Here is a 15,508-nt window from a genome sequence, read left to right on the forward strand (position 1 = left end):
AGCGGTGATGGCGAGATCACGACGGGCCCTGTGGGAGCTGGCTTGCCAGCGAAGGGGCCCTCAAATCTGTTTAAAGGGCAATGCCGAACGCGCTTGCTCGGCATACCCCATCACCCCCACCCGCTCCTGCGCCAGAAAGTCCTGCACCGCCGTCTTCAGCCCCGGGTGCAGCAAATAGTGCCACGAGCGCGTGATCACCGGCTCGAACCCGCGAATCAGCTTGTGCTCACCCTGTGCGCCCGCATCGAAACGCTGCAGCCCCTGGGCGATGGCCATGTCCATGCCCTGATAGAAACACGTCTCGAAATGCAGCCGGTCGAACTCCGCCAGGCAACCCCAGTACCGGCCATACAGGCTGTCACCGCCCACCAGGCTGAACGCCATCGCCACCTCGCGCCCGCCCTGGAACGCCATTACCACACGGATCGTCTCGGGCATGCGCTCGGCCAGCAGGCTGAAAAATACCCGCGTCAGGTATGGCGCACGCCGGCGCACGGCATAGGTATTGGCGTAACAGGCAAATACGAAATCCCACTGTGCCTCGCTCAACTCATCGCCGCGGTACCACTGGAACTCGATCCCCTGCCCCGCTACCTGCTCGCGCTCCTTGCGCATCTGCTTGCGCTTGCGCGAGCTGAGGCTGTCGAGAAAGTCCTGAAAGTCGCGGTAGCCCTGGTTGCGCCAGTGAAACTGGCAGCCCAGGCGCTCCATCCAGCCCTCGCGCCCGCGCAACACGTCATCGCTGGCGGCATCGGTGAAGTTCACATGCAACCCCGACAGGCCTTGCTCGAACAGGCTGTCGGTCACACCATCGAGCAGTTCGCCGGCCGCCTGTGCATCGCCCAGCAGGCGAGCGCCGCTGACCGGCGAGAACGGAACGGCACACAGCAACTTGGGGTAGTAGTCGATACCCGCGCGGGCACAGGCATCGGCCCAGCCGTGGTCGAACACGTATTCGCCGAAGGAATGGGTCTTCACATAGGCCGGCATGGCTGCGCGCAGTTGCCCGGCGGCATCGCGCAGCAAGGCATGCGCCGGCGTCCAGCCGGTACGCGGGCTTACGCTGCCACTGTCCTCCAGGCTGCGCAGAAAAGCATGGCACAGGAATGGCTGGTCATCCGGCACCAGGGCATCCCAGGTGGCGCGTCGATATCGGCGAGGTGCGGCAGGAGTGAAATGGGCATGCGCGCAGTCTGCCCCTTAGTGCAGGCAAAAAAAAGCCCCGCGGGGGCGGGGCTGAAGATCTAACGGATGAAGGAGTGTTGTTGCAGGGGTAACCCTTAGAACACGTACTGCGCGCGCATCACAAAACCGTCGCCGCTGTCGTCGCCAACGGTGTTTTCAGCATTGTCGGTCTTGGCCTTGACGTACACACCGCTGAGCTTGATCGACTCGTTGGCGTACCAGTTGACCCCCAGGTTGTGCACCTTGGCTTCGATATCGCCCACATCGGCGAATGCACCGTTGTTGTCGTCCACGCTCAGGTGGTCATAACGGTAGAACACTTCCCACGCGCCGATCTGCTTGTTCGAAGGTTTGATGGCGTCGAACTTGCCGAGCTTGTAGCCACGCGCTTCACCGGTGATGGTGTAGGCGACCTGGCCGTAGTAACCGTCGGCCTTGATGTCGGAGAAGGCAGCGTCATCAGCCTGCACGTCACGCTTGACGTATTCGCCCTGAACCGAGAACGGACCGGCGGCGAAGGCTGCTTCCAGGCCCCAGGCCTTGTCGGTGTCGTAGGCGCCAACCGGGGTATTGTTCTGGCCGCCCAGTACCAGACGGTTGCCGTTGGCACCGGCATCCTGACCACCATCGGTGCTCACGCCACGCATGCCCAGACGGCTGCGAATACGGCCATCGAACGCGGTGTCGGCCAGATCACGCTGGGCGTAGTTGACGCCAATGTGCAAGACATTGCCGGCTTCGTGCATCGGTGCGAACACACCACGCAGGTTGAACTGCTTGGTGCTGTCGCCGTCCTTGTCCTGGTCGGTGGCGTCCTTGGCGAACAGGCCCGCCGAACCGTACAGCGAATCGCCAGCATTCCCCGAGACCTGGATACCCATGCCGCCGTTGTGCGCGTTGGCCCAGTCCACCAGGTCATAGGCAGCGGTACGCTCCTGGGCGGTTACCCATTTGGAGCTGGTGGCTTTTTCCAGGCCGAATTCGGGGTCGAAACGACCGACCTTGATCGACACGGGCTTGAAGCCGTTGTAGGCCAACGAGGCTTCGTCGAAGTAGCCATCCGACTCGCGGTTGTCGCCACCGGAGTTGTGCGAGAAGTCGTAGTTGATCTGGTAAGCCCAGTCGGTGTACACCACACCACCCAGCTCCAGGAAGGCGCGACGCATGTAGCCCGCATCGGCGGTGTCGCCATCACGGGTGTAGAAACCATCGAAACGGCTGTAGTCGGCCTGTACCCGACCACCCAGCTTGAAGCTGAATTCCTTGTCGGTGGTAGCGACCTCCAGGCCGCCCTTGGTCTTGACTACGATATCGGCGCCGTCGGTAGTCACGGTGCCCGCGAAAGCCTGGGCGGTAACGGCCATGGCCAAGGCGCTGGCTACGAAACCTGCGAAGTGCTTACGGATCATCGAACAAACTCCCCTACGTTCATAAACGTTTATGGTCTTGATTACGTTGAAAAAACACGCGGCTCAGGCCACCTGTGCTGGGGACGAATGTTGGCGGGGGGTTATGTCAGCTCAGTGGCTGTTAGATAAATGTTTCGTGACAGGGGAACTTTTTAGTTCGATTGTGAATAAAGCAAACGACCCCGTTGCAGGGCACTCCACTCACACATTCAGACGTTGCGGGCCGCTCGCCGCTCAGCCGCCAAACGCCCAGCCAACGACTCGATGTCGGCCGCAGGCGGCTCGGGTAGCGCCTTGACGGTTGCCTGAGCCAGACGCAGCTGGCGCAGAAACCGGCGGCAGTGGCGACAGAACAGCAGGTGCTGGCGCGCCAGCAATCGATCGCCCAGCGTCAGTTGGCCATCCAGGTAATCGCTGGCCTGCGCCACCAGTTCCTTGCAGCTCAGCATTGGCCGGTTTCCTCGAAATGTTCCAGGGTGGCGAAGACCTTCAGGCGAGCCCGATGCAGCAGCACGCGAACATTGGAGAGCGACAGATCCAGAAGATTACAGATCTGCTCCAGCTCCAGGCCCTGACGCTCGCGCAGCACCAGCACACTGCGCTGTAGCTGTGACAGGCTGAGCAGGGTGTGCTCCAGGCATTGGCGCAGCTCGTCCTGGCTGAGCAGGGCCTCGGGACTGTCCTCGTGCCAGGCCGAGGGCCCCGCCAGCCAGTGACCATCACGCCCAAAGCGCTGCGCGTCGACACTGCCGTGAGGGCCGGGCAGGTCGTCGAGCAATACCTCGCGACGGTTGTGTCGATAGCGGGTCTTGGCCGCATTCGCGGTAATGCTCAGCAGCCAGGTCTTCAGGCTGGAGCGCCCCTGGAAGCCCGGCAAGGCGCGCACCACCGCCAGCCATGCATCCTGCACCGCCTCATCGGCATGACGGCTGCCCACGATCGCGTAGGCGACCGCACGCATCGCCCCCTGATAGGCCTGCACCAGCTCGACAAATGCCGCTTGCTCGCCCGCCAGCAGGCGTTCCAGCAAGCGCGCTTGTGCGTCAGGCATGGCGCGACACCACTCAGCGTTTGCGCAGGATCACGCTACCGATCGAATAGCCTGCGCCAAACGAGCTGAGCACCCCGAGCGCGCCCTTGGGCAAGTCGTCCTGATGCTTGTGCAGGGCAATCACCGAGCCGGCGGAGCTGGTGTTGGCATAGCTGTCGAGGATCACCGGCGCCTCCTCGACCAGTGCGTCGCGGCCCAGCAGTTTCTTGACGATCAGGTGGTTCATGCTCAGGTTGGCCTGGTGCAGCCAGAAGCGTTGCACATCGCTGACGTTGAGGTTGTTCTCGGCCAGGTGCTGGCCAATCAGCTCGGCCACCATCGGGCAGACCTCGCGGAACACCTTGCGGCCTTCCTGCACGAACAGCTTGTCGGCGCTATCGGCAGCGTCTTCTGCAGCGCGATTGAGGAAACCGAAGTTGTTGCGGATGTTGTTGGAAAACTGCGTCAGCAGCTTGGTGCTGACGATGTCGAACTGGTGCGCCGAGGTGGCCAGGTCGGCACGTTCCACCAGTACGGCGGTGGCCGCATCACCAAAGATGAAGTGGCTGTCACGGTCACGGAAATTCAGATGGCCGGTGCAGATCTCCGGGCTGACCACCAGCACAGCGCGGGCCTGGCCCAGTTGTACGCTGTTGCAGGCAGCCTGGATGCCGAAGGTCGCCGACGAACAGGCCACGTTCATGTCGAAGCCGAAGCCGGCAATGCCCAGGGCCTGCTGCACTTCGATGGCAATCGCCGGGTACGGGCGCTGCAGGTTGGAGCAGGCGACGATGACTGCATCCACATCGGCCGCTGTGCGACCGGCCCGCGCCAGGGCCTGCTCGGCGGCGGCAACGCCCATCTGGCAAAGAATCGACGGTTCGTCGTTGCTGCGCTCGGGCAGGCGCGGCTTCATGCGCTGCGGGTCGAGGATGCCGGCCTTGTCCATGACGAAGCGGCTCTTGATGCCAGAGGCCTTTTCGATGAACGCGGCGCTCGACTCGGCCAGCGCCTGCACCTCGCCGCGCGCGATGGCGGCGGCGTTGTCGGCATTGAACTGGTTGACGTAGGCGTTGAACGACTCGACCAGCTCTTGGTTGGAAATGCTGTTGGCCGGGGTGTACAGGCCGGTGCCGCTGATGACGACGTTGTGCACGGTCGTTCCTCTGTTCAGGGGCCATTGCCTGACCGGCAACGACCTGTTCGATCAGTCTGATGGCACGTTAGTACCAATTGTTACAGCCAATGCCCCCGGCTAGCGGGGCATTGCGCTGGGCTGCATGCTGTAGCGGTGAGGCGCCGGCCGACAAGGGCTGGCGCCTCACGGCGAAGTTCGCCAAGTGTGCCACAAGTTTCGCCGATTAGGCGTCCACCTGACTCCACTGCTTGCTCAGGCGCTTGTCGGAAATCGGCACCTTGGTGCCCAGTTGCTGGGCAAACAGCGACACCCGATACTCCTCGATCCACCAGCGGTACAGCACCAGTTGCTCATCGCGCTTGCCTTCCTGGGCATGTTTGTCGGCGCGGGCCTTGTATTGCGCCCACAGGCCGCTCAGCTCGGCGCTCCAGACACGGTCCTTCTGCACCTGCGAACCGAGCTTCTCCAGGCGCAGTTCCACCGCCTTGAGGTAGCGCGGCAACTCCTTGAGCCACACCGCCGGGGTTTCACGAACGAAGCCCGGGTACACCAGGTTGGCCAACTGCTGCTTGATGTCATTGAGCGCCACCGCCTGTGCCAGGTCGATCTTGCCCTTGAAGCGTTTCTGCAGGCCGTGCCACAGCTTGAGGATATCCAGGGTCAGGCGTGCCAGGCGCTCGGCATGCTCAGCCCAATGTCCGCGCTTGCGCTCGGCCAGCGACGCCAGGCCGGCGCCGTCACGCGGCAGATTGCGCTCGCCGTCGAGGATGCAGCTGTCCAGGCTGGCCAGCAGGATATCCTCGACCAGCGCATCGACCCGCCCCAATTCGCGGTACAGCAGCCCCAGCTCGGTCAGGCCTGGCAGCTTGGTGCGCAGGAACTTGGCCGGTTCGGCCAGTTGCTGCAGCAACAACCGTTGCAGCGCGCGACGGTGCTGGAACTCGGCCTCGGCCAGGGTCGAGAAGCGCCCTTCCTTGACCGTGCCGCCCTCTTCCACCAAGGCCGGGTACACCGTCATCGACAGCCCGGCGATGTTTTGCTGGGCGCTCTGCGCGACCTCGGCAAACACCTTGGCCTCCACCGGCTGCTGGGCCTTGGCCGACTGCGGCACGGCCAGTGCCGCCTGGCTGGCGGCCACGAAGCGCGCCGTGAGCTCGGCCAGGTCACGCCCCTCGCCGAGGAACTTGCCCTGGCCATCGACCACTTCCAGGTTCATCTTCAGGTGATTTTCCACCTCGCCGCCGCCTCCGACCACGCTTCGTCGGTCACCCGTACACCGGTCATGCGCAGCAGTTCGCGGCCCAGCGCCTGGGGCAGCGAGCCGTCGGCAAACGTCATGCGTTGCAGTGCAGCCTTGACGAAGTCCGGTACCGGCACGAAGTTCTTGCGCAACGCCTTGGGCAGGTTGCGCACCAGGGCGATGCACTTGGCTTCCAGCAGCCCCGGCACCAGCCACTCCAGGCGCTCGCCCGGCAGGCTGGGCAGCAACGGCGCCGGCACCCGCACGGTGACGCCGTCACGCGGGTGGTTCGGTTCGAAGTGGTAGCTCAGCGCCAGGCTCAGGTCGCCCACGCGCAGGGTATCGGGGTACTGCGCAGCAGTGACTTCGCTGGCCTCGCGCGCCAGCACGTCCTCTTCGCGCATGATCAGCAACTGCGGGTCTTTCTGGCTGGTGACGCGATACCAGCTGTCAAAGGTCGCGGTCTGGTGGATCTCGGCAGGCAGGCGCGCTTCGTAGTAGCCGTAAAGGGTTTCCTCGTCGGCCAGAATGTCGCGCCGACGCGCCTTGGCTTCCAGCTCGTCGAGCTGTTCGAGCAGGCGCGTGTTGGCCGCCAGACACTTGGCCCGCGACTGGATCTCGCCGCCCACCAGGGCCTCGCGGATAAACAACTCGCGGGACATCTGCGGATCGATCGGGCCGTAGTGCACCGGGCGCCGGCCGACCACGATCATGCCGTACAACGTGACCTGCTCGTAGGCCACCACCTGGCCGCGCTTCTTCTCCCAGTGCGGTTCGAAGTGGTTCTTCTTGATCAGGTGCCCGGCCAGTGGTTCGATCCAGTCCGGCTCGATCTTGGCGACCATGCGCGCATACAGCTTGGTGGTCTCGACCAGCTCGGCGGTCATCAGCCATTGCGGGCGCTTCTTGCCCAGGCCCGAGGACGGGTGCACCCAGAAACGGCGCTGGCGTGCGCCGAGGTAGTCACCGTCTTCGGTCTTCTGGCCGATCTGGCTGAGCAGCCCGGACAGAATCGCCTTGTGCAGGCGCGGGTAGTCGGCCGGCTCCTTGTTGATGCTCAACTGCAGGTCGCGGCAGATCAGGCTCAACTGGCGGTGCGCATCGCGCCATTCGCGCAGACGCAGGTAGTTCAGGAAATTCTTGCGGCACCAGTTGCGCAGCGGGCTGGCGGTCAGCGCCTGGCGCTGCTCCTCGAAGCCGCGCCACAGGGTCACCAGCGCGGCGAAGTCCGAGTCCGGGTCTTTCCACTGTGCATGCGCCTGGTCGGCCGCTTGCTGACGCTCAGGCGGGCGTTCGCGCGGGTCCTGCACCGACAACGCACTGGCGACGATCAGCAGTTCCTGCAGACTGCCCTGCTTGGCCCCCTCCAGCAGCATGCGGCCCAGCCGCGGTCGACCGGCAGGCGCGCCAGTTGCCGGCCCAGCGGTGTCAGCTGGTTCTCGCGGTTGACCGCCGACAGCTCCTGCAGCAGGTTGAAGCCGTCGCTGATGGCCTTGCCATCCGGCGGCTCGATGAACGGGAAAGCATCGATCTCGCCCAGGCGCAGGTGCAGCATCTGCAGGATCACCGCCGCCAGGTTGGTCCGCAGGATCTCGGGGTCGGTAAACGCCGGCCGGCCGTTGAAATCCTCTTCGCTGTACAGGCGCACGCAGATACCCGGTTCGACCCGCCCGCAACGCCCCTTGCGCTGGTTGGCGCTGGCCTGCGAGACCGCCTCGATGGGCAGGCGCTGGACCTTGGCGCGGTAGCTGTAGCGGCTGATGCGTGCCGTGCCGCTGTCGATCACATAGCGAATGCCCGGTACGGTCAGCGAGGTTTCGGCCACGTTGGTGGCCAGCACCACACGGCGCCCGGGGTGGGATTGGAAGATCTTCTGCTGTTCGGCCGGCGACAACCGCGCGTACAGCGGCAGTATCTCGGTGTGGCGCAACTGCGCCTTGCGCAGCATTTCGGCTGCGTCGCGGATTTCGCGCTCGCCGGGCAGGAACACCAGCACATCGCCCGGCCCCTTGCCGAGGCTGCGCTCGTGCGCGGCAATCTCATCCAGGGTGGCCAGGATCGCCTGGTCGACAGTCAGGTCGTCCTCGACACGGTTGCCCTCCTCATCCTGCTCACTGGTGAGCGGCCGGTACCAGGTGTCCACCGGGTAAGTACGCCCCGACACCTCGATGATCGGTGCATCGTTGAAGTGTTTGGAGAAACGCTCCAGGTCGATGGTGGCCGAGGTAATGATGACCTTGAGGTCTGGGCGGCGTGGCAGCAGGGTCTTGAGGTAACCGAGCAGGAAGTCGATGTTCAGGCTGCGTTCGTGGGCTTCGTCGACGATGATGGTGTCGTAGCGTTCCAGGAAGCGGTCATGCTGGGTTTCGGCCAGCAGGATGCCGTCGGTCATCAGCTTGACCAGCGTATTGGCATCGCTCTGGTCTTCGAAACGCACCTGGTAGCCGACCAGCGCCCCCAGTGGCGTGCCCAGCTCTTCGGCGACCCGCGTGGCCACGCTGCGCGCCGCGATGCGGCGCGGCTGGGTGTGGGCGATCTGGCCATGCAGGCCACGCCCCAGCTCCAGGCAGATCTTGGGCAACTGGGTGGTCTTGCCCGAGCCGGTTTCACCGGCAATGATCAATACCTGATGCGCAGCCAGCACCTTCTTGATCTCGTCGCGCTTGGCCGCGATCGGCAGGCTGTCGTCGTAGTGGATACGCGGCACGCTGTGCTGGCGCGCCGTGACCTGTGCGCAGGAAGCCTGAACCCGCGCCGCCCATTGGGCCAGCTTGGCCGCGTCGGGGCGCTTGCGCAGTTCATGCAGTTGCCGGCGCAGGCGATGGCGCTCGGCAATCATGGCATGGTCAATGTTTTTCAGCAGTTGCTCGATATCGGCGGTCTGGTCAGTCATGACGTCTTTTTAATAATGCAGGTGAGCCTGCTTTCACATGATCGGCGTTGTCAGGCGGGGATTGTCGCAGATTTGCCCCGCCACGGCACGGTTCGACCGTTTGCGGGATTGTTTAGCCAGCGCGCACCTGAAGGTATACAAAGCCCGATTTAATGAACCTTGCGCCGCGTGGGAGTATCGGTGCATGACTTCACCCTTGTGCATGGCCCGCCCATTGATGCGCCCTTCGTTCCCGAAGGTGCGGGCTCGCCCCGGTGAAAATCCCCTGTTCAATGTGATCCTCGCCTTCTGGGCCTTGTGGCACTGCCGCCATGCCCGCCCGCCCGATACCGCTCGCGCCGCTGACTGAACCGGCGTGCCGCCCTTGTGCGGCCGCACCCTGTCGACCGATTGCAGCGCCGCCGTGCGCGTGATCCCGTACGCCTTCGTGGCGTGAGCGAGTGCACCATGCAGTTTGCCCCTGTAACAGAGGCCCAGGCGTTCCTGGACGCCAACCCCGATATCGACATGATCGAGCTGTTCATCCTTGACGCCAATGGCGTACCGCGCGGCAAGCTACTGCACCGCGAGGAGCTGCTGGCCGTGTATGAAAGCGGGCGCCCCTTGCCCAGTACCATCCTGGGCCTGACCCTCAATGGCGATGACGTGGAAAACTCCGGGCTGGTGTGGGACGTGGGCGACATCGATTGCCGGGCCTACCCGCTGGCGGGCAGCCTGGTGCGCATGCCCTGGCGGCAGATCCCCACGGCCGCGCTGCAGGTCAGCATGCACCCGACCGAGGGGCTGCCGGCGACCATTGCCGACCCGCGCCAGCTGCTGGTCAAGGTGATCGAGGCGCTCAAGGCCGACGGCTACCAGCCGGTAATGGCCTGCGAGCTGGAGTTCTATCTGCTCGACCAGCAGCGCGATCATCTGGGCCGCCCGCAACCGGCACGGGATGCCGACGGTGGTCGCCCGCGCGGCACCCAGGTGTATGGCCTGCGCGAGCTGGAGCAGATCGAGCCGTTTCTGGCCGACCTCTACAGCGCCTGCAAGGCCCAGGGTATTCCGGCACGCACGGCGATTTCCGAATACGCCCCCGGCCAGGTCGAAATCACCCTGCAACACGGTGACGCGCTGCTGGCCATGGACCAGGCGGTGCGCTACAAGCGGCTGGTCAAGGGTGTGGCGCACAAGCACGGCATGCAGGCGTGCTTCATGGCCAAGCCGTTCGACCACCTGGCCGGCACCGGCATGCACATGCACGTCAGCCTGGCCGATGCCGCCGGCAGCAACCTGTTCGCCAGCGAAGACAAGGCCGGTACGCCACTATTGCGCCAAGCGGTGGGCGGCATGCTTGCCCACCTGCTCGACTCGCTGCTGCTGTTCTGCCCCAATGCCAACTCCTACCGTCGCTTCCAGGCCAACAGCTACGCGCCCCTGGCGCCCACCTGGGGCGTCGACAACCGCACCGTGAGCCTGCGCGTGCCGGGCGGGCCGGCGCCTACCCGGCATATCGAACACCGTATCTGCGGTGCCGACGCCAACCCTTACCTGGCCGCCGCCGCGATCCTGGCCAGCGTCCACCAAGGCATTCGCCAGCAGCTCGACCCGGGTGCTCCGGTCGAGGGCAACGGCTACGCCCAGGCCACGCACCTGCTGCCCACCGACTGGCTGACCTCGCTCACAGCGCTGGAGCGTTCGGACTGGGCCCGCGAAGCGTTCGGCGAGGCCTTCCTCGGCGTGTACCTGGCGGTCAAGCGCGCGGAGTTTCGCCAGTTCATGGCCGAAGTCGGCGAGCAGGACTGGCGCTGGTACCTGACCCAGGCGTGAGCCCCCTCTTTTGCAAGGAACCGCTACATGAATGCAGCCCTGAATCACCGCCCTGCGCAGCGCAGCGCCTCGTACTACACCGCCAGCCTGAACGACGCCACCCAGTACCCGACCCTGCAGGGCACGGTCGAGGTCGACGTGGTGATCATCGGCGGCGGCTTCACCGGCGTGGCCAGTGCGGTCGAGCTGGCCGAGCGCGGCCTGAAGGTCGCCATTGTCGAAACCAACCGCATCGGCTGGGGTGCCAGCGGTCGCAACGGCGGCCAGGTGACCGGCAGCCTGTCGGGCGACGAGGCGATGCGCAAACAGATGCGCAAACGCCTGGGCGACGAGGTCGACGATTTCATCTGGCAACTGCGCTTTCGCGGCCATGACATCATCGAGCAGCGGGTGCAACGCTACGCTATCGCCTGCGACCTGAAGCACGGCCACCTGCATGCCGCCATGAAACCTGCGCACATGGCCGAGCTGCAGGCCTTCGCCGATGAAGCCCAGCGACGCGGCATGGGCGATCAACTGCAGATGCTCGATCGAGACGGCGTGCACCAGCACCTGGACAGCCCGCTGTACCTGGGCGCCCTGAAAAACCTGCGCAACCTGCACCTGCACCCGCTGAACCTGTGCCTGGGCGAGGCACGCGCGGCGCACCAGCTGGGCGCGCTGATTTTCGAGAACAGCGAGGTACTGCAAATCGTGCACGGCGACACGCCCGCCGTGATCACGGCCCAGGGCCGCATCAATGCGCGTCAGGTGATGCTGGCGGGCGATGTCTATCACCGGCTGGAAAAGCCCAAGCTCAAGGGCAAGATCTTCCCGGCCATGGGCGGCATCGTCACCACCGCACCATTGGGCGAACTGGCCCGGCAGCTCAACCCGCAGGACCTGGCGGTGTACGACTGCCGCTTCGTGCTCGACTATTACCGCATGACTGCGGATGGCCGCTTGCTGTTCGGTGGCGGCGCCAATTATTCGGGGCGCGACTCGCGGGACATCGCAGGCGAGCTGCGCCCGTGCATCGAGGCGACCTTCCCGGCGCTCAAGGGCGTGCCGATCGAGTTCCAGTGGAGCTGTGCGATGGGTATCGTGGTCAACCGCATTCCGCAACTGGGCAAGCTGTCGGACAACGTCTGGTATTGCCAGGGGTATTCGGGGCACGGCATTGCCACCAGCCATATCATGGGCGAAATCATGGCTGAGGCGATTACCGGGACGCTGGGGAGGTTCGATACGTTTGCCGGCTGCAGCCACGTCAAGGTGCCGATGGGCGACGTGCTGGGCAATCCGTTGCTGGCGGCGGGGATGTGGTACTACCAGATGCTTGAAAAACTGCGTTGAGGCCTTCGCCGGCAAGGCCGGCTCCTACAGAGTGCGAACATCGCTAAACCCTGTGGGAGCTGGCTTGCCAGCGAACGACCGCGACGCGGTCGCCTTGAAGATCACGCGATCTTCTTCAAGCCCAGCTTCTTCAGCTCTTCATCGCGCAGTTCACGCCGCAGGATCTTGCCCACGTTGGTGGTCGGCAACGCATCGCGGAACTCGATCAGACGCGGCACCTTGTACGCCGTGACGTTGGCGCGCATGTGCTCCATCACCTGTTCCTTGGTGAGGGTCACCCCCGGCTTGGCCACGATGAAGATCTTGATGATCTCGCCCGACTTCTCGTCGGGCACGCCGATGGCGGCACACTGCAACACGCCCGGCAGCGTCGCCAGCACGTCCTCCAGCTCGTTGGGGTACACGTTGAAACCGGACACCAGGATCATGTCTTTCTTGCGGTCGACGATACGCATGTAGCCGTCGGTCTGGATCAGTGCGATGTCCCCCGTCTTGAGCCAACCCTCGGCATCCATGATCTCGCTGGTCGCATCGTCGCGCTGCCAGTAACCCTTCATCACTTGCGGGCCCTTGATGCACAACTCGCCAACCTCGCCCAGCGCCAGCTCGTTGCCGCTGTCGTCGATCACCTTGCAAAGGGTCGACGGTACCGGGATGCCGATGGTACCGATCTGGTTCTGCTCAGCCGGGTTCACCGCCGCCACCGGGCTGGTCTCGGTCATGCCGTAGCCTTCGCAGATGGCGCAACCGGTCACGCTCTTCCAGCGTTCGGCCACCGCCACCTGCAACGCCATGCCACCCGACAACGTCAGCTTCAGGCCGGAGAAGTCCAGCTTGCGGAAGGTTTCGTTGTTGCACAGTGCAACAAACAAGGTGTTCAGGCCGACAAAGCCGGTGAACTTCCACTTCGACAGTTCCTTGACCATCGCCGGCAGGTCGCGCGGATTGCTGATCAGGATGTTGTGACTGCCGATCAGCATCATCGCCATGCAATGGAAGGTAAAGGCGTAGATGTGGTACAGCGGCAGCGGCGTGATCAATACCTCGCACCCTTCGTGCAGGTTCGACCCCATCAGCGCGCGGCATTGCAGCATGTTGGCCACCAGGTTGCGGTGGGTCAGCATCGCGCCCTTGGCCACGCCGGTGGTGCCGCCGGTGTACTGCAGCACCGCCACGTCGCCACTGGCCGGGTTGGCTTCATTGACGGCCTTGCCCTGGCCCTTGCTCAGCGCATCGTTGAACTTGACGGCGTTGGGCAGGTGATAGGCCGGCACCATCTTTTTCACGTACTTGATCACACTGTTGATCAGCAGGCGCTTGAGCGGTGGCAGCAGGTCGGCCACTTCGGTGACGATGACGTGCCTGACCTGGGTCTTGGGCACGACCTTCTCGGCCAGGTGCGCCATGTTGGCCAGGCAGATCAGCGCCTTGGCCCCGGAGTCGTTGAACTGGTGTTCCATTTCCCGCGCGGTGTACAGCGGGTTGGTGTTGACCACGATAAGCCCGGCGCGCAAGGCACCGAACACGGCAACAGGGTATTGCAGCAGGTTGGGCAGCTGCACCGCGATGCGATCACCCGGCTGCAGGTCGGTATGCTGTTGCAGGTAGGCGGCGAAGGCCCCCGACAGTGCATACAGCTCGCCGTAGGTAAGGGTCTTGCCCAGGTTGGTGAATGCCGGTTTGTCGGCGAAACGCTGGCAGGACTGCTTCAATACCGCTTGAATATTCGGATACTCATCGGGATTGATTTGCGAGGCAATCCCGGCTGGGTACTTATCCTTCCAAAAGTTTTCGAACATGGAAGCCCACTCCTCCAGCCACAGCGAATTCTTCACCGCAGTCGATGCGATTATTATTGATATGTGATGACGGACAAACCGAAGCATCAGAAGCGCGCCGAGAGTAGCAGCTTTGCCAAGGGGCGACTAGAGCTAAAGCAGGCTTGAAAGTCACATAAGTGACCACCTTAAGCAATTCGGTCATTTTTAGATCAACAACTCCAAACCTCAGATATTCAACTGCACCACCAGGATCAAAAGGCTTGCACCGCCAATCCCAGTGGAGCCAGCAACGCGCTGTTATGCGATATCGCGCAGTTCGCGCCGCAAGATCTTGCCCACGGGGGTCATCGGCAACGACTCGCGCAACACGATGTGCTTGGGCACCTTGTAAGCCGTGAAGTTGGCCTTGCAGTAAGCCTTCAATTCCTCAACGCTCAGCCCCTCCTCGCGTGCCACCACAAACAGCTTCACCGCCTCGCCGGAGCGTTCGTCCGGCACCCCGATGGCTGCGCAGTTGGCCACCTTGGGGTGCGCCATCACCACATCCTCGATCTCGTTGGGGTACACATTGAAACCGGACACGATGATCATGTCCTTCTTGCGATCGACAATGCGGGTGAAACCGTCCGGGTCGATCACCGCGATGTCGCCGGTCTTGAACCAGCCCTCGGCATCCAGCGCCTCGGCGGTGGCATCGGGCCGCTGCCAGTAGCCCTTCATCACCTGCGGCCCCTTGATGCACAACTCGCCACGCTCGCCCAACGGCAGCTCGTTGCCCGCGTCGTCGATCACCTTGAACGCGGTGTCGGCCACCGGTATGCCCACCGTACCCAGGCGTGCCTGCGCGCCGTAGGGGTTGGTACTGGCCACCGGCGAGGTCTCGGTCAGGCCGTAGCCTTCGACGATGCGGCACCCCGTGACGCTCTCCCAGCGTCGGCGGTGGCCTTGACCAACGCGGTGCCGCCCGAGTTGGTGACCTTCAGCGCCGAGAAGTCGAGGTGCTTGAAATCAGGGTTTTCCATCAACGCCACGAACAGCGTGTTGAGCCCCAGCAGCGCCGAGAAGCGCCACTTCTTGAGCTCCTTGACGAACCCGGGAATGTCGCGCGGGTTGGTGATCAGCACGTTGTGGTTGCCAGTGACCATCATGCACATGCAGTTCGCGGTGAAGGCATAGATGTGGTACAGCGGCAGCGGTGCAATCATCACCTCCTGGCCGTCCTTGATCAGCTTCTGCCCGTCAGGCCCCAGCTGCGAGAAGCACGCCAGCACCTGCAGCATGTTGGCCACCAGGTTGGCGTGGGTGAGCATCGCGCCCTTGGCCAGGCCCGTGGTGCCGCCGGTGTACTGCAGAACCGCGACATCCTCCAGCCCCACCCGCACCGGCTTGAGCGCATGGCCCTGGCCCTGGCGCATCACCTGCTTGAAGGCGACGGCCTGCGGCAGGTGATAGGCCGGTACCATCTTCTTGACCTTGGCCACCACCGTGTTCACCAGCCAGCCCTTGGCCGCCGGCAGCAGGTCGCCCATCTTCGCCTCGATCAGGAACTCGATGTCGGTGTCGGGCAATACCTCCTGCACCAGCTTGCCGAACATGTTCAGGTACACCAGCGCGCGGGCGCCGGAGTCCTTGAACTGGTGGCGCATTTCACGGGCGGTGTACAACGGGTTGGTGTTGACCACGAT

Annotated in this window: 8 protein-coding genes and 2 pseudogenes; 2 read left to right on the forward strand and 8 right to left on the reverse strand. The window is 63.9% G+C overall.

Going from position 1 to position 15,508, the window contains the following annotated elements; genetic code table 11:
* Positions 1-60: 60 nt before the first annotated feature.
* The 6 genes and pseudogenes from G3436_RS18475 to hrpA form a co-directional block, all read right to left on the reverse strand.
* Positions 61-1,128 carry a GNAT family N-acetyltransferase gene (locus G3436_RS18475; RefSeq protein WP_163947834.1) on the reverse strand — a complete coding sequence of 356 codons (1,068 nt, stop codon included), beginning with the start codon at positions 1,126-1,128 and terminating at the stop codon, positions 61-63.
* A 152-nt stretch (positions 1,129-1,280) separates the two neighbouring features.
* Positions 1,281-2,594: an OprO/OprP family phosphate-selective porin gene (locus G3436_RS18480; protein ID WP_163947813.1), complete on the reverse strand. Its 1,314-nt coding sequence runs from the start codon at positions 2,592-2,594 to the stop codon at positions 1,281-1,283.
* A gap of 209 nt (positions 2,595-2,803) precedes the next feature.
* Positions 2,804-3,043, reverse strand: a complete 240-nt coding sequence (locus G3436_RS18485; protein WP_163947815.1) for an anti-sigma factor family protein — start codon at positions 3,041-3,043, stop codon at positions 2,804-2,806.
* Positions 3,037-3,645 carry an RNA polymerase sigma factor gene (locus tag G3436_RS18490; RefSeq protein ID WP_163947818.1) on the reverse strand — a complete coding sequence of 203 codons (609 nt, stop codon included), beginning with the start codon at positions 3,643-3,645 and terminating at the stop codon, positions 3,037-3,039. Before G3436_RS18490 ends, G3436_RS18485 begins: the two co-directional genes overlap by 7 nt.
* A 13-nt stretch (positions 3,646-3,658) precedes the next feature.
* A complete protein-coding gene (locus G3436_RS18495) occupies positions 3,659-4,780 on the reverse strand; it encodes a beta-ketoacyl-ACP synthase III (protein WP_163947822.1) in 1,122 nt (373 codons plus the stop codon).
* Positions 4,781-4,985: 205 nt separating this feature from the next.
* A pseudogene (gene hrpA / locus G3436_RS18500) lies at positions 4,986-8,895 on the reverse strand (ATP-dependent RNA helicase HrpA).
* A 447-nt stretch (positions 8,896-9,342) separates the two neighbouring features.
* On the opposite strand from hrpA, the gene G3436_RS18505 reads away from it, so the two are divergent.
* Both G3436_RS18505 and G3436_RS18510 read left to right on the forward strand, forming a co-directional pair.
* A complete protein-coding gene (locus tag G3436_RS18505; RefSeq protein WP_163947825.1) occupies positions 9,343-10,707 on the forward strand; it encodes a glutamine synthetase family protein in 1,365 nt (454 codons plus the stop codon).
* A gap of 27 nt (positions 10,708-10,734) precedes the next feature.
* Positions 10,735-12,042: an NAD(P)/FAD-dependent oxidoreductase gene (locus tag G3436_RS18510; protein ID WP_163947828.1), complete on the forward strand. Its 1,308-nt coding sequence runs from the start codon at positions 10,735-10,737 to the stop codon at positions 12,040-12,042.
* A 101-nt stretch (positions 12,043-12,143) separates the two neighbouring features.
* On the opposite strand, the gene fadD1 is transcribed toward G3436_RS18510, so the two are convergent.
* Both fadD1 and G3436_RS18520 read right to left on the reverse strand, forming a co-directional pair.
* On the reverse strand, positions 12,144-13,841 hold the full coding sequence (gene fadD1, locus G3436_RS18515; RefSeq protein WP_163947831.1) for a long-chain-fatty-acid--CoA ligase FadD1: 1,698 nt from the start codon (positions 13,839-13,841) through the stop codon (positions 12,144-12,146).
* 279 nt (positions 13,842-14,120) lie between these two features.
* A pseudogene (locus G3436_RS18520) lies at positions 14,121-15,508 on the reverse strand (AMP-binding protein); the annotation flags it as partial.

The organism is Pseudomonas brassicae, assembly GCF_010671725.1.
Taxonomy (GTDB): Bacteria; Pseudomonadota; Gammaproteobacteria; order Pseudomonadales; family Pseudomonadaceae; genus Aquipseudomonas; species Aquipseudomonas brassicae.